Raw genomic sequence first — 15,765 nt, forward strand, 5'->3', positions numbered from 1 at the left:
TGAACTGACGTTTTTTGTATGCTTATTTTGACTTGATGTAATTGATACCGTCTGCCTTAGGTGCAACTGCTTTTCCAAAGAAGGCTGCCAAGACCAGGATGGTCAAGACATAAGGCGCGATTTGAAGGTAAACCGCTGGCACTCCTTGTAGGAAAGGCAATTGAGAACCGATAACTGCCAAACTTTGTGAAAGTCCAAAGAAAAGACTAGAAAGCATAGCACCAATTGGGTTCCATTTACCAAAGATCATCGCAGCAAGGGCAATAAATCCAGGACCGACAATAGTTGTCACTGAGAAGTTAACTGAAATGGATTGAGCATAAATCGCTCCCCCAATTCCACCAAGGAAACCTGAAATAACAACCCCAAGATATCTCATTTTGTAGACATTGATCCCCAAGGTATCTGCTGCTTGAGGGTGTTCACCAACAGAGCGAAGACGAAGACCAAAACGTGTCTTAAAGAGAATAAACCAAGCAAGGAAAGAGAAGGCAATCGCGATATAACCTAGTAGACTGGTTGACTTGAAGAAGATATCTCCAATCACTGGGATATCAGCCAAAACTGGGAAATCAAAACGTCCAAAAGTCTGGCTTAAGTTATCCGTTTGCCCTTTGTTATAAAGAACTTTAACCAAGAAAACTGCTAGGGCAGGAGCCATCAAGTTCAATACTGTACCACTGACAACATGGTCCGCACGAAAATGAACTGTAGCGACTGCATGGATGAGGGAGAAAATAGCTCCCACGATACCAGCAACTAACAAGGAAATCCAAGGAGTCGCTGCTCCAAGTTGTTCTGCAAACTCAAGGTTAAAGACAACCCCAGAAAAGGCCCCCATAACCATAATTCCTTCAAGACCGACATTAACGACACCACCGCGTTCAGAGAAAACTCCCCCGATACTCGTAAAAATAAGTGGTGCTGAGTAAATCAGCATAGAAGAGACCAAGAGGGTGAGTAATGTTGTAATAGACATCCTTACTTACCTCCTTTAACTTGTTTTTTAGGTTTGACAAAGCGTTCGATAATGTAGTGAACGCTGACAAAGAAGATAATAGACGCTGTTACAATGCTAACAAGCTCAGACGGAACTTGCGCTGCGTTCATACCCGGTGCTCCTACTTGCAAAACTCCAAATAAGAAGGCTGCAAAGAGAATTCCAATTGGTGAATTTCCAGCAAGCAAACTAACTGCCATCCCGTTAAATCCGATAGCTAATGATGATCCCTGAACGTAAACGTTTTGGAAAGTTCCAAGACCTTCGACCGCTCCACCAAGACCAGCCAAGGCACCAGAGATAATCATTGATAGGATGATTGTACGTTTTGCTGAAATACCAGCGTACTCTGAAGCATGGGGATTGAGACCAACTGCACGAATTTCAAAACCGAGAGTCGTTTTCTTGAGCAAGAACCAAATCACAGCTACAGCAATGATTGCAAAGAAGATTCCGATATTCATACGGGAATTTCCAGTCAACTCTGATAACCATGGTGTCTGGTATGTAGCATTGGCACTAACACGAATCGTTGAGTCTGTACTTTGCATAATATCTTTCGGAAAGGCATGAATAAAGGCATTTCCCACATACAATACAATGTAGTTCATCATGATGGTCACGATAACCTCTGACGTACCGAGATAGGCTCTGAGGATACCTGGAATCGCACCAACAATTCCACCTGCGATCAAAGCAATGATCACTGTCAATGGAATCAAAACGAGACGAGGCATATCTGGATTTGACAAGGCAAACCAACCACTGAGAATCCAGCCTGCAAGTGCTTGACCAGGAAGTCCAACGTTAAAGAAACCTGCTCGACTGGCAACTGCGAAACCAAGACCTATCAAGACAAGAGGACCCATGGCACGGAAAATTTCTCCAATCCCACGGAGGCTACCGAAAGCTGTATAGAATAACTCCTCATAACCCCAGATAGCATCATAGCCGAAGATCCACATGACAATGGCTCCGAGCAAGATTCCTAAGAATACGGAAATCAAGGGAACCGAAATTTGTTGTAATTTTTTAGACATCACTCTTCTCCTTTCCCAAGTTTCCACCAGCCATCAAGACACCAAGTTCTTGTTTGTTAGTTGTTTCTGGCGATACAATACCTTGAATCTTACCATCGTGAATAACAGCAATTCGGTCTGAGACATTTAAAATCTCATCCAATTCAAAGCTGACAACAAGGACAGCCTTCCCGTTATCACGCTCTTCAATCAAACGTTTGTGGATATATTCAATGGCACCGACATCCAAACCACGAGTTGGCTGGCTGACGATAAGGAGATCAGGATCTCGGTCAATCTCACGAGCGATAATCGCTTTTTGTTGATTTCCTCCTGAAAGAGCTGCCGCTGGAACAAATTCACTGGCAGCACGGACGTCAAACTCTTCCATCAATTTCTTAGCATGTGAAGTGATATTGGCATAGTTTAAAATACCATTCTTGCTGAGTGGTTCTTTGTAGTAGGTTTGAAGAGCGATATTTTCTGAAATCATCATCTCCAAAATCAAGCCATCACGGTGACGGTCCTCAGGAACGTGCCCCACGCTTAGTTCTGTAATTTGTCGAGGATGCATCCCCACGATTGATTTGCCTTTTAATTCAACGCTACCTGACTCAACCTTACGAAGGCCTGTAATGGCTTGAATGAGTTCAGATTGACCATTGCCATCAATACCTGCAATACCAACAATTTCACCAGCACGAACATCCAAAGAAAGATTCTTCACAGCTGGTACACCGCGGTTTTCATTGACAACCAAGTCCTTGATAGACAAGACCACTTCTTTGGGTTGTGGTGCCTGTTTTTCCGTTTTAAAGGAGACTGAGCGTCCAACCATCATTTCTGCCAAGTCCGCATTTGTTGCGCCTGCGATTTCAACTGTCTGGATTGATTTCCCACGACGGATAACCGTCACTCGATTCGATACCGCACGAATCTCATCTAACTTGTGGGTAATCAAAATGATGGACTTCCCTTCTTTGACAAGGTTTTTCATGATTGCCATCAACTCATCAATCTCTGAAGGAGTCAATACGGCTGTAGGTTCATCAAAGATAAGGATATCAGCACCACGATAGAGTGTTTTCAAGATTTCTACACGCTGTTGGGCACCAACGGAAATATCCGCCACCTTAGCAGCAGGATCCACTGCTAAACCATAACGTTCAGAAAGAGCCTTGATTTCTTTAGTAGCTCCAGCTATATCTAGAACACCATTTTTAGTGATTTCACTTCCTAAAATGATATTCTCAGCTACTGTAAAAGCCTCAACCAACATAAAATGTTGGTGAACCATCCCAATTCCAAGACCAGCGGCTTTAGATGGCGAGTCAAGTTTTACAACCTGACCATTCACCACAATTTCACCGCTCGTTGGTTCAAGAAGTCCTGCCAGCATATTCATCAGAGTGGATTTACCCGCTCCATTTTCTCCTAAAAGTGCATGGATTTCACCCTTTCGCAGTTGCAAGTTGATTTTGTCGTTTGCTACAAATTCACCAAACACCTTGGTAATATCCCGCATCTCAATGACATTTTCGTGTGCCATATGCTCTTCCTTTCAGAGGTTTATTTTATTTCAATAAAACCTGCTAATCACATTAACAAGCTCTATTGAGACAAAAGTTGCCTCAATTCTTAAAGAAGCGACCAATGGCCGCTTCCTAAGAAATGACTTTTATCCATTATTTTTCAGGAACTTTTACGCTTCCGTCAAGGATTTTAGCTTTTGCATCTTCAACAGCTTTTTTACCTTCTTCTGAAAGGTTTGTTACTGCTAGCTCAACCCCTTTATCTTTCAATGAGTAAACAATCACTTGTCCACCAGGGAATTCACCCTTTTCTGTTTTGTTGGCAATATCTTTTACAGTTGTACCAACTTGTTTCAATGTAGATACAAGAACGAAGTTAGATTCTTTACCATCTTTAGAAGTGTATTTACCTTCTGCTGCTTGGTCACGGTCTACACCGATAACCCAAACTTTTTCGTTTTCATTTTTGTTTTCGTTCAATGATTTTGCTTCAGCAAAGACACCAGCACCTGTACCACCAGCTGCTTGGTAGACAACGTCTGCACCGGCAGCGTATTGAGCTGCTGCGATTGTTTTACCTTTGGCAGCATCACCAAATGAACCAGCGTAGTCAACTTGGACTTTGATAGATGGGTCTACTGACTCAACACCAGCTTTGAAGCCAGCTGCAAAACGTGAAATAACTTCAGATTCAATACCACCTACAAAACCAACTTGTTTTGTTTTCGTAGTTTTCGCTGCTGCAACACCAGCAAGGTAAGCTGCTTCGTTATCCGCAAATCTTACGCTCGCAACATTCTTTTGACCTTCAATCACATCATCAATCAAGACATAGTTTAGGTCAGAGTGGTCTTTTGCTGCTTCCTCAACTGCATTGTGAAGAGCAAAACCAACACCGAAGATCAGGTTGTAACTTCCAGCCGCTTGTTGCAAGTTGTTAGCATAGTCTGCTTCGCTTGTTGATTGGAAGTAAGTGTAACCTTTATCTTTAGAAAGATTGTGTTCTTTACCCCAGTCTTGCAAACCTTCCCAAGCTGATTGGTTAAATGATTTATCATCAACACCACCAGTATCTGTTACGATTGCTGCTTTGGTCTTCATTTCTGATGAAGATGAAGCGGCGTTACGAGAAGAGCGGTTACCACATGCAGCAAGTCCAACTGCTGCTACTGCAACTAGACCAAGGCCTAGCCATTGTTTCTTGTTCATTACTGAACCTCCTAAATAAGATGTGCAACGATGTTGCAAGTATGGATTGGTTGGCCACAAGGACCGCATCACTCAGAGAGTGACTCAGACTAGTTTAAGTCTGTAAATGAGTATGGAAGTAACTCCCCGACCGTCATCTCGACCGTCGATTTATCTTTAGCGACTAAAGTCACTTTTAGATCTTGTTCAAAAAATTCAACCATGACCTGGCGACAAGCACCACATGGCGAGATGGGTTTTTCAGTTTGTCCGTAGACAATCAATTCTGAAAACTCCCGTTGCCCCTCCGAAACTGCTTTAAAAATAGCAGTACGTTCTCCACAATTAGTCAAGGGATAACTAGCATTCTCGATATTGACACCCGTATAAATGCTACCATCCTTGGCAACTAAAACAGCTCCGATAGGAAAGTGAGAATAAGGCACATAAGCTTTCTTGCTGGTTTCAATTGCTAGTTCAATCAACTCAGTAGTCGCCATCTGCTAATTCTCCTTTTAAGATTGTTACACCAGCAGATGTTCCGATACGGGTAGCGCCTGCTTCCACAAAAGCGACAGCATCTGCATATGAACGAGCTCCACCAGCCGCCTTAACTCCCATATCTGGCCCGACTGTTTCACGCATCAACTGAACATCCTCAATAGTGGCACCACCTGTTGAAAATCCAGTTGATGTTTTGACAAAGTCAGCGCCTGCTTTCTGGGATAATTGGCAGGCCACAACCTTTTCATCGTCTGTTAACAAGCAAGCTTCAATAATGACCTTAACCAACTTGTCACCACTTGCTTCTACGACAGCACGGATGTCCGATTCAACCAAATCCAGATTGCCTGATTTGAGGGCACCGACATTGATAACCATATCAATCTCATCTGCACCGTTTTGGACAGCTTCTTTTGTTTCAAAAGATTTCACAGATGAAGTTGTTGCTCCCAAAGGAAAACCTACTACTGTACAAACCTTTACATCTGAGCCTTCAAGCCCTGTTTTCGCATGTTTAACCCATGTAGGATTAACACAAACGCTGGCAAAGTCATACTCACGCGCTTCAGATAGCAAACGATCAATTTGTTCTTGACTTGCATCTTGCTTTAAAAGCGTATGATCGATATATTTATTTAACTTCATATTCGGATTCTCCCTGGTTTTATGAGATAATTTCTATAATTTCTCGTAAACTTTGCACTCCATCATTTATTTTAACATATTTTTGAAATTCTGTAACTAGTTCAGAAGAAATTTTTCCATTTGTATAAACTTTTGCAACAATTTCACCCTTTTGAACGGAGTCTCCAACTTTCTTTTCAAAAACAATCCCTGTTTCATAGTCCAAGTCATCAGACTTGACTGCACGACCAGCTCCTAGTCTCATGGCATAGAGTCCAAATTCCATTGCAGGAAGAGCTGAAATAACACCTGTATCTTGAGCTGGAATTTCCACCACATGGGCAACTTTGACGGGGCGATAGAGATCTTCTAAATCACCGCCTTGTGCTGCTACCATTTCTTCAAACTTAGCCAGTGCTTGGCCATTTTCCAGGTGTTGACGGATTTCCTCGATCGTTTTCTCAACATCAGCCAAACCAAGCATAATCTGAGCCAATTCGCAGATAAAGTGACTAATATCTTCTCGGCCTTTTCCTTGAAGAATCTCGATCGCCTCAAGGATTTCGAGACGATTCCCAATGGCTCTTCCCAAGGGCTGACTCATATCGGTAATGACTGCTACCGTCTTTCGACCAACTGCCTTACCAAGATCCACCATGGTTTGAGCCAATTCGCGCGCCTCATCAACCGTCTTCATGAAGGCACCTTCACCGACCGTTACGTCTAGCAAAATGGCATCCGCTCCTGCAGCAATTTTCTTGCTCATCACCGAACTAGCAATCAAAGGAATCGTGTCGACAGTTGCTGTCACATCACGGAGGGCATAGAGAAGTTTGTCTGCTTTAACCAGCTGATCGGACTGCCCAATGACAGATACACCAATATCCTGTACCTGACGAATAAAATCTTCTTGACTTCGCTCGACTTGATAGCCCTTAATGGACTCCAATTTATCAATTGTCCCACCAGTATGGCCGAGACCACGACCACTCATTTTAGCAACGGGCACACCGAAACTCGCAACAAGTGGAGCCAAGATTAAGGTCACCTTATCACCTACACCACCAGTCGAATGCTTATCAACTTTAACCCCCTCAATAGCTGACAAATCAAACTCCTGACCTGTCTTGACCATATTCATCGTCAGATCAGAAATCTCACGTGTGGTCATTCCTTTAAAATAAACAGCCATAGCAAAAGCAGACATTTGATAATCTGGAACTGTTCCAGCCACATAGCCTTCTACCAGCCACTTGATTTCAGCTGCAGTCAGTTCTTGACCATCTCGTTTCTTTTGGATTAAATCAACTGCTCTCATTCTTTCACACTTCTAAGGATATAGTATCCCTTATCTTTCTTTACGATTTCACAATTGCCAAAAACGTCTTTCATCTTACTTTTAGCACTTGGAGCTCCTTGTTTTTTCTGAATGACGATGGTTAAATCTCCTCCGTCTTTCAAGAAATCTCTGCTCTTTTCGATAATCTCATGAACAACCTGTTTGCCCGCTCGAATGGGCGGGTTGGAAATAACGTGGTCAAATTTCCCTTCAACTTGGTCATAGATATTGGATTGAAAAATCGTTGCTTCTACTTTATTTCGTTCAGCATTTTGTCGCGCTAGGTCCAAGGCACGATTATTGATATCAACCATGGTCGCCTGAACTCCATAAGCCTTGGCTAACGACAAACCCAATGGCCCATAACCACAACCCACATCAAGGACCGTCTCTCCTTCATTTACCTCTAGACACTTGAGCAAGAGCTGACTCCCAAAGTCAACCATTTTCTTGCTAAAAACACCCGCATCCGTCAAAAAGGTCATGTTTTCTCCCAACAACTCCACTCTCAACTCATGAATGTCGTGAGCAGCATCAGGATTTTCTGCATAATACATTTTACTCATAAAACTATTTTACCATAATTTGGCTTGAATTGTAAATCGTTTACAAAGTGATGATCAAATGAAAAAGACTGAAGAATCCTAGTCAAAAGACCTTTTCTTCAATCTCTTTCAATTATCAGAAATACATTACAATCTATCAGGAACTACAAATTATCATAGTCAGGAAAAAACAGATCGCCTGTAATCAAGCGCATTTTTATCACTATTGCTTAACCTTAAAATACTTTATTATCAACAGGATTCCCAATATGATGTTTAGATAAAAACCCAACTGATAAGTTTGTGTCAAGATTTCCAAACTTGTCCAAAGTCGTATCAAATCTTCTAGTGACATACGGAATAAATAACCCTCTGTAGCAATCCACAAAATCAAAAATAGATAACTACCAGCAGCAAGCCATTTTGTCCACTGCTTTTTTACTAGCCAAGTAATCAAGAGTGAACAGATAAAGATAACTGTTACAAGGAGATGATCCATTAAGAAGGTAAAACCGTAATAGGTTTCTACAAAGCGTCTACCATTATCCGCATTCGCTCCCCTTATAAAAGGTAAGGCAAAACTTAAAATAAAACAGAGTTCCAATATATAACTTTTTAAGATTTTCATGACACACCTCCTATAAGTTGTGAACCACAAAGCCCACTTTCAATAACTGATAAGTCTTCAGAAACCATTCTCTATCTCATCATTAAATTATTCAACCTCCATCTACCTCTATTATACGATATTGACTTACTACCATCAAGAAACCGCTTTATCTTTTTAGCTTTTTATGGTATGATAAACAAAATATCTAGGGGAAAACAAATGACCAACGAATTTTTACATTTTGAAAAAATCAGTCGCCAGACTTGGCAATCATTGCATCGCAAAACAACCCCTCCCTTGACAGAGGAAGAGTTAGAATCCATCAAGAGCTTCAATGACCAGATTAGTCTGCAGGACGTAACAGACGTCTATCTTCCCCTTGTCCATCTTATCCATATTTACAAGCGCACTAAAGATGATTTGGCATTTTCAAAAGGAATTTTTCTTCAACGCGAAAGTAAATCTCAGCCTTTTATCATTGGGGTTTCTGGTAGTGTTGCTGTGGGCAAATCGACTACTAGTCGCTTACTTCAGATTCTTCTATCACGTACTCTACCGGATGCTACTGTAGAGCTAGTGACAACTGACGGTTTTCTCTATCCCAATCAAACCTTGTTGGATCAAGATATCTTAAATCGCAAAGGTTTTCCTGAAAGTTATGATATGGAAGCCTTGCTGAATTTTCTTGACCGCCTAAAGAATGGGCAAGATGTCGATATTCCTGTCTATTCTCATGAAGTGTATGACATCGTACCTGGAAAGAAACAACGTGTCAAAGCTGCTGATTTTGTCATTGTCGAGGGGATAAATGTCTTTCAAAACCCTCAAAATGAGCGCCTTTACATTACTGATTTCTTTGATTTCTCCATCTATGTGGATGCAGCAGTTGAAGACATTGAAAGCTGGTATCTGGATCGTTTCTTAAAGCTGCTCAGCTTTGCCCAAAATGACCCCAACAGCTACTACCACCGCTTTACACAAATGCCGATTGGAGAAGTTGAAGCTTTTGCTCACCAAGTTTGGACCAGTATTAATCTCACAAATCTACAAAACTATATCGAACCGACAAGGAATCGCGCCGAGGTCATTCTCCACAAGACTAAAAACCATGAAATCGATGAAATTTACCTAAAAAAATAATTTCCCCTTGTCAAAACCTAAGTTTTCATATATAATGGTATAGTTAGTAAATATGGAGGTAAGAACATTGGCAAACATTAAATCAGCTATCAAACGCGCTGAATTGAACGTTAAACAAAACGAAAAAAACTCAGCTCAAAAATCAGCTATGCGTACTGCTATCAAAGCTTTCGAAGCAAACCCTTCTGAAGAACTTTTCCGTGCTGCTAGCTCAGCTATCGACAAAGCAGAAACTAAAGGTTTGATTCATAAAAACAAAGCAAGCCGCGATAAAGCTCGTCTTTCAGCTAAACTTGCTAAATAAGAAACAGTCCATAGAGGCTGTTTTTTTGTCCTCTAATCAGAAAAGGTAGAAAATGAAAATCGCAATCATAGGATATTCTGGAGCAGGCAAGTCAACTCTAGCTGAAAAGTTGTCAAACTACTACTCCATCCCCAAACTGCATATGGACACACTCCAATTTCAACCTGGTTGGCAAGACAGTGACCGCGAATGGATGCTGGACGAGATGAAAAACTTTCTCACAAAGCACGAAGCTTGGGTCATCGACGGCAACTACTCTTGGTGTTGCTATGAAGAAAGAATGCAGGAAGCTGACCAAATCATCTTTCTCAATTTTTCACCATGGACTTGTTTCTTTCGAGCCTTCAAACGGTATCTCACTTACCGAGGCAAGGTCAGAGAAAGTATGGCAGCAGGCTGTCCTGAACGCTTTGACTGGGATTTTATCAGATGGATTCTCTGGGATGGGCGGACAAAGAATGCTAAAGAACGCTATCAACGGGTTCAAGAAAACTACCCAGAGAAAGTAATTGTTCTCCGGTCTCAAAAGGAGATGGAGTACTTCTTAGAAAATCTAGCGCATAACAAGAAAAACCAACGTGTCTAACGTTGGTTTTTTGCTTTTACCCAATCACACTTCCGTTTGGTACAGCTGGATCCACTGTGAGAAGGGTTAATTTGCCATCATGTTCAGCTGAGAGAATCATCCCTTGACTGACATATTTCTTCATCATTTTACGTGGTTTAAGGTTAGCAACGATTTGGACTTTCTTGCCGACCAATTCTTGTTCGTTTGGATAGTATTTTGCAATTCCTGAGAGGATTTGACGATCTTCACCATCACCAGCATCTAGGCGGAATTGAAGTAACTTGTCAGAACCTTCCACTTTAGAAACTTCTTTGACTTCTGCGACACGGATTTCAACCTTGTCGAAGTCTTCAAACTTGATTTCATCCTTGTTGAGTTTGAGTTCAACTTCATCTGGATTCCATTCTTTTTCGACTGCTGGTTTGTTGCTTTCCATTTGTTCCTTGATATAGGCAATCTCTTCTTCCATATCCAGACGTGGGAAGATTGGAGTTCCTTTGGCAACTACAGTCACACCTGCAGGGAAATCTGCCAAGCTCAAGTTTTCTAGGCTCACCACTTCTTCCAAGCCAAGTTGAGTCATGACCGCGCGACTAGTTTCCATCATAAATGGCTCAATCAAGTGTGCTACAACACGAAGGCTGGCTGCCAAGTGGCTCATGACACTTGCCAATTGGTCACGAAGGGCTTCATCCTTAGCCAAGACCCATGGGGCTGTCTCATCGATATATTTGTTAGTGCGAGAGATAAGGGTCCAGACTGCTTCAAGGGCACGTGGGTAATCAACGGCTTCCATGTGTGTATGGTAGTCTGCGATTGATTGTTCTGCAACCTCAGCAAGAGCATTATCAAACTCTGTTACACCCTCTACATAGGCAGGGATTTGCCCATCAAAATACTTGTTAATCATGGAAACCGTACGGTTAAGGAGGTTTCCAAGATCATTTGCTAATTCATAGTTGATACGGCCTACATAGTCTTCAGGAGTGAAGGTTCCATCTGAACCAACTGGAAGGCTACGCATGAGGTAGTATCGAAGTGGATCAAGTCCATAACGTTCTACTAACATTTCAGGGTAAACGACATTCCCTTTAGACTTAGACATCTTGCCGTCTTTCATGACGAACCAACCGTGGGCAATCAAGCGGTCAGGCAATTTCATATCCAACATCATGAGAAGGATTGGCCAGTAGATGGAGTGGAAACGAAGAATATCTTTTCCAACCATGTGGAAGACCGTTCCATTCCAGAATTTATCATAGTTAGCATGATCGTCTTGACCGTAATCAAGAGCAGTCGCATAGTTAAGAAGGGCATCAATCCAAACGTAGACAACGTGTTTGGGATTTGATGGGACTGGAACACCCCAGGTAAAGGTTGTACGAGAAACTGCTAAGTCTTCCAAACCTGGCTCGATGAAGTTACGCAACATTTCATTGAGACGACCATCTGGAGTGATGAAATCAGGGTGAGATTTGAAAAATTCTACCAAACGATCTTGGTATTTGCTGAGGCGAAGGAAGTAAGATTCTTCAGAAACCCATTCCACTTCGTGACCTGATGGAGCGATACCGCCCGTCACATTTCCAGCTTCATCACGGAAAACTTCCGCAAGCTGGCTTTCTGTAAAGAATTCCTCATCTGATACTGAATACCAACCAGAATATTCGCCCAAGTAGATATCATCTTGAGCAAGCAAGCGTTCAAAGACCTGAGCTACAACTTTTTCATGGTAATCATCAGTTGTACGGATAAATTTATCATATGAGATATCGAGTAATTTCCAGAGTTCTTTGACGCCAACTGCCATGCCATCAACATAGGCTTGTGGTGTGATGCCAGCTTCTTCCGCTTTTTGTTGGATCTTTTGACCATGCTCATCAAGACCTGTCAGATAAAAGACATCGTAGCCCATGAGGCGTTTGTAGCGAGCTAGGACATCACAAGCGATGGTTGTGTAGGCAGAACCGATATGAAGTTTACCAGATGGATAGTAAATCGGTGTTGTAATATAAAAATTCTTTTCAGACATAATTTTTCCTTTCCAGGCAAATGAAACCTGTTTTTCTAACACTTCATTATATCATATTTTTAGTGATTTTCGATAGGAAAATCCATACAAAAACAAGACAGACAACTATCCATCTTGTTTTTTTCTGTTCTATATCTTATTCATAACGAAGGGCTTCAATCGGATCAAGCTTAGACGCTTTATTGGCTGGCAAGACTCCGAAAACCATCCCAACACTGGCTGACACAGCCAAGCTAAAGAGAGCGATTGGGAGGGAAACCCCAACTTCAATACCTGCAATCATGTTTTGAAGCAGTACTCCAGCTAACATGGTCATTCCAGCAGCAATCCCAAGACCGATGACACCACCTAGCAAGGTCAAGATCATAGACTCAATCAAAAACTGTACCAAGATATTAGCCCGTGTAGCTCCAAGCGCCTTACGTAGACCAATCTCACGCGTGCGTTCTGTAACCGAAACTAGCATGATATTCATAACACCAGTTCCCCCGACAAAGAGAGAGATTCCTGCGATGGCACTGATAATGGTGGTCATAAAACCAAAGAGTTGTTGTACTTCTTGGAAGGCGGCAGTTGCGTCCGCAACTTGGTACTCTCCTTGCTGAAGACCAGCAATCTCGGTCAGTTTTCGAGCCAACTCTGGTCCCAAGGTCTGCGTTAGACTAGTATCATTGACACGAAAGACGATATTCGAGATTTCATCAGTATTAAAATTGGCTGCGAGAGAGATATTAGTCGTAATTGGAAGACCACCAATCCCAAAGGCTTTAGCAGTTTTAGCTTCATTGCTAGTATAAACGCCAATCACACGGTAACTAAATTCATTAACAGAGATGATTTGATTAACCGCAGCTTCGGGACTATCAAACAAACTCTTGGCTAGTTCTTCGTCCAGCAAAATCACACTGGCAAATTCCTTGTAGTCTTGCGGTCTTAGACTTCTACCCGCAACGATTTCATTTTCAACTGCGTTCATGTAGGTGCTATTTCCGCCTGTCAGATTCGCTCGTTCAACCTTCTTATCCTTATAAGATAAGGTAACGTTGGTCGAGTTGGTGACATAGTAACTGTCTACTCCTTTGAGTTTGGCAGCCTCCTTGACCCAAGATTCTAGTGGTTTTGGTGGTTCAACATGAACATCCTCTTCTTTCCCGCTGACTGTCAAAGCTGACTGACGCTGAGTAAAGGAGCCATCCTTGCTCTTGATAGGAGAGAAAAATACATGGATATCCTTCTGCGATTTGGTCATGTTTTTATTGACCTGACGAGACATAGAGTCGCCAAGAGCCATGATGACAACGACAGACGAAACTCCGATGATAATCCCAATCATGGTGAGGAAGGAACGCATCTTGTGAGCCATGATGGATGAAAAGGCAAATTTCAGATTCTGCATCTTAGTTTTCCTCCTTTTCTAGGGCACTGTCTGATGAGATAACACCATCACGAATGACAATTTGGCGTTTGGCATAGGCAGCAATCTCAGGCTCATGCGTGACCATGATAATGGTTTTCCCTTCCTTGTTTAACTCCACCAACAGCTGCATGATTTGATTTCCCGTCTTGGTATCCAAGGCTCCTGTAGGTTCGTCTGCTAGGATGATAGAAGGATTATTTACCAATGCACGGGCAATCGCTACACGTTGCTTTTGACCACCTGATAACTCGGAAGGCAAATGATGACTGCGCTCCGTCAGCTCAACCTTTTCCAGAAATTCCTCAGCCAATTTCCGACGTTTAGAAGCCGAAACTCCAGCGTAAATCAAGGGCAATTCGACGTTTTGAAGCGCATTGAGCTTAGACAAGAGAAAGAACTGCTGAAAGACAAAGCCGATTTGCTGGTTGCGGACCTTGGCCAGTTGTTTCTCTCCAAGACCTGCAACTTCTTTACCTTCAAGGTAGTACTCTCCACTGGTTGGTGTATCCAACATTCCGATGGTATTCATCAAGGTAGACTTACCAGAACCAGATGGTCCCATAATGGCAACAAACTCACCTTCATGAACTTCTAGACTGATATTTTTAAGGACCTGCAGTTCTTGGTCACCATTTCGATAACTTCTACAGATATTTTTGAGACTAATTAGTTTCTTCATCAGCCTTCACCTCTTTTCCTTCTTCCAAGGAAGATGTTGGATTACTGATGACCTTGGCACCGTCTGTCAAACCTGAAGTAATTTCTTGGTTGTCTGCGTCCGCATTCCCCAAAGTAACTTCTACCTTCTTCGCTTTTTTCTGGTCGTCAACGATCCAGACATAGTTTTTGTCATTTTCGGTAACAACACTTGTCAGAGGAACAAGGATGGCCTTACTCTTGTTTTTGACTTCCACACTGACAGAGAAGCCTTGTTTCAACTCACCGATATCGCTAGTCACATCAACAGTATAAGGGTACTTAGATCCAGTATTTCCTCCAAGGGCTGCATTTGCTGCTTCTCCATTGTTTTTAGGATAATCAGAAATATAGCTGATTTTTCCTGTCCAGCTCTTATCTTGGTAAACCTTCGAAGTAAAGGTAACTTCTTGGCCTACAGAAAGGTTAGCAAGGTTGTATTCAGACAACTCCCCTTTGACCTGCAAGTTTTCATTACTTACAACATGAACTACCACTTGGCTGTTACCCGTTGGTGATTTGGAAACATTACGATTAACTTCAACTACAGTCCCTTCAAGTGTACTGAGGACAGTTGCGGCATCTAGCTGTGCTTGAGCCTTGTTGAGCTGAGCCACAGCATCTGCACGGTTATCCTTGGCATCACTTATTTGAGAATCAATAGAGGATACGGAAGAAGTTGCTGCTTGCGCTTGTTCTGGGAGTCCAGCTTCTGTTGGAACCTGTGGAGAAGCTGGTGTAGCTGATGCATTTTCACGAGCCTTGTTTAACTCCTCGATATGACGGTCTGCCTTTGCAACTGCACGATCAGCCGCATCATAGGCAGCTTGAGCATCTGCACTGCTGTATTTGACCAAAGCTTGCCCTTCTTCGACCTTGTCCCCAACCGAAACGAGAATTTCATCTAAATCTCCCTTACTAGCATCAAAATAAACGTATTGTTCATTTTTTGCTGTAACCGTACCTGACAAGAGAACCGATGAAGCAACGGAACCTTCCTTAGCAGTAACGATATGAGAGGTTTCCTCCTTGACTGCTGACTGGGAAGGTTGTCTAAAAATCAAAATCCCCGCAGCACCGATAACAATAGCACTGGCAACACCAATCGCTGTGTATAATTGCCATTTTTTTGCCTTCTTATTTCTTTTCATTTTCAAGCTCCTTTAATCTTTTGCCTTACAAAAACCATTATATCAGAAATACCAAGCCCAAACAATGACAGTTCAGATGGAAACAATGACAATTCA

16 protein-coding genes are annotated in these 15,765 nt (G+C 42.2%); 3 read left to right on the top strand and 13 right to left on the bottom strand.

Going from position 1 to position 15,765, the window contains the following annotated elements; all coding sequences use genetic code 11:
- Window positions 1-22 precede the first annotated feature (22 nt).
- The 9 genes from O3652_RS03285 to O3652_RS03325 all read right to left on the bottom strand — a co-directional run bounded on the left by O3652_RS03285 (window position 23) and on the right by O3652_RS03325 (window position 8,379).
- Complete coding sequence (locus O3652_RS03285) at window positions 23-979, bottom strand: ABC transporter permease (protein WP_000029132.1); 957 nt, start codon at window positions 977-979, stop codon at window positions 23-25.
- Between the two features lie 2 nt (window positions 980-981).
- Window positions 982-2,040, bottom strand: a complete 1,059-nt coding sequence (locus O3652_RS03290) for an ABC transporter permease (RefSeq protein WP_000038681.1) — start codon at window positions 2,038-2,040, stop codon at window positions 982-984.
- Window positions 2,033-3,568: an ABC transporter ATP-binding protein gene (locus tag O3652_RS03295; protein WP_000929834.1), complete on the bottom strand. Its 1,536-nt coding sequence runs from the start codon at window positions 3,566-3,568 to the stop codon at window positions 2,033-2,035. Before O3652_RS03295 ends, O3652_RS03290 begins: the two co-directional genes overlap by 8 nt.
- Window positions 3,569-3,704: 136 nt before the next feature.
- Window positions 3,705-4,760, bottom strand: coding sequence for a BMP family protein (locus tag O3652_RS03300; RefSeq protein ID WP_001036150.1), 1,056 nt, complete (start codon window positions 4,758-4,760; stop codon window positions 3,705-3,707).
- An 89-nt stretch (window positions 4,761-4,849) separates the two neighbouring features.
- Window positions 4,850-5,239, bottom strand: a complete 390-nt coding sequence (locus O3652_RS03305) for a cytidine deaminase (RefSeq protein ID WP_000246096.1) — start codon at window positions 5,237-5,239, stop codon at window positions 4,850-4,852.
- Window positions 5,226-5,888: a deoxyribose-phosphate aldolase gene (gene deoC, locus O3652_RS03310; protein WP_125413142.1), complete on the bottom strand. Its 663-nt coding sequence runs from the start codon at window positions 5,886-5,888 to the stop codon at window positions 5,226-5,228. Before deoC ends, O3652_RS03305 begins: the two co-directional genes overlap by 14 nt.
- Window positions 5,889-5,907: 19 nt before the next feature.
- Window positions 5,908-7,185 carry a pyrimidine-nucleoside phosphorylase gene (locus tag O3652_RS03315; protein ID WP_125413143.1) on the bottom strand — a complete coding sequence of 426 codons (1,278 nt, stop codon included), beginning with the start codon at window positions 7,183-7,185 and terminating at the stop codon, window positions 5,908-5,910.
- Complete coding sequence (locus O3652_RS03320; RefSeq protein WP_125413144.1) at window positions 7,182-7,772, bottom strand: class I SAM-dependent methyltransferase; 591 nt, start codon at window positions 7,770-7,772, stop codon at window positions 7,182-7,184. Before O3652_RS03320 ends, O3652_RS03315 begins: the two co-directional genes overlap by 4 nt.
- 202 nt (window positions 7,773-7,974) lie before the next feature.
- A complete protein-coding gene (locus O3652_RS03325) occupies window positions 7,975-8,379 on the bottom strand; it encodes a hypothetical protein (RefSeq protein WP_049519633.1) in 405 nt (134 codons plus the stop codon).
- A 201-nt stretch (window positions 8,380-8,580) separates the two neighbouring features.
- Here O3652_RS03325 and coaA point away from each other — a divergent pair, with 201 nt between their 5' ends.
- The 3 genes from coaA to O3652_RS03340 all read left to right on the top strand — a co-directional run bounded on the left by coaA (window position 8,581) and on the right by O3652_RS03340 (window position 10,391).
- Window positions 8,581-9,501: a type I pantothenate kinase gene (gene coaA / locus O3652_RS03330; protein WP_371590061.1), complete on the top strand. Its 921-nt coding sequence runs from the start codon at window positions 8,581-8,583 to the stop codon at window positions 9,499-9,501.
- Window positions 9,502-9,568: 67 nt separating this feature from the next.
- Window positions 9,569-9,805: a 30S ribosomal protein S20 gene (gene rpsT / locus O3652_RS03335; protein WP_001274000.1), complete on the top strand. Its 237-nt coding sequence runs from the start codon at window positions 9,569-9,571 to the stop codon at window positions 9,803-9,805.
- Between the two features lie 52 nt (window positions 9,806-9,857).
- Window positions 9,858-10,391 (top strand): DNA topology modulation protein, encoded by a 534-nt coding sequence (locus tag O3652_RS03340; protein WP_371590062.1) that lies wholly within the window; start codon window positions 9,858-9,860, stop codon window positions 10,389-10,391.
- Window positions 10,392-10,407: 16 nt separating this feature from the next.
- On the opposite strand, the gene metG is transcribed toward O3652_RS03340, so the two are convergent.
- The 4 genes from metG to O3652_RS03360 form a co-directional block, all read right to left on the bottom strand.
- Window positions 10,408-12,405: a methionine--tRNA ligase gene (gene metG / locus O3652_RS03345; RefSeq protein ID WP_125413146.1), complete on the bottom strand. Its 1,998-nt coding sequence runs from the start codon at window positions 12,403-12,405 to the stop codon at window positions 10,408-10,410.
- Window positions 12,406-12,541: 136 nt separating this feature from the next.
- The gene (locus O3652_RS03350; RefSeq protein WP_371590063.1) at window positions 12,542-13,801 is read right to left on the bottom strand and encodes an ABC transporter permease; all 1,260 of its coding nucleotides are present in this window, start codon (window positions 13,799-13,801) and stop codon (window positions 12,542-12,544) included.
- A gap of 1 nt (window position 13,802) precedes the next feature.
- Complete coding sequence (locus O3652_RS03355; protein ID WP_061586897.1) at window positions 13,803-14,501, bottom strand: ABC transporter ATP-binding protein; 699 nt, start codon at window positions 14,499-14,501, stop codon at window positions 13,803-13,805.
- Window positions 14,485-15,669 (bottom strand): efflux RND transporter periplasmic adaptor subunit, encoded by a 1,185-nt coding sequence (locus tag O3652_RS03360; RefSeq protein ID WP_061586896.1) that lies wholly within the window; start codon window positions 15,667-15,669, stop codon window positions 14,485-14,487. The genes O3652_RS03355 and O3652_RS03360 overlap by 17 nt, the downstream gene beginning before the upstream one ends.
- Window positions 15,670-15,765: the final 96 nt, after the last annotated feature.

The organism is Streptococcus sp. 27098_8_23 (assembly GCF_041432195.1).
Lineage (GTDB): Bacteria > Bacillota > Bacilli > Lactobacillales > Streptococcaceae > Streptococcus.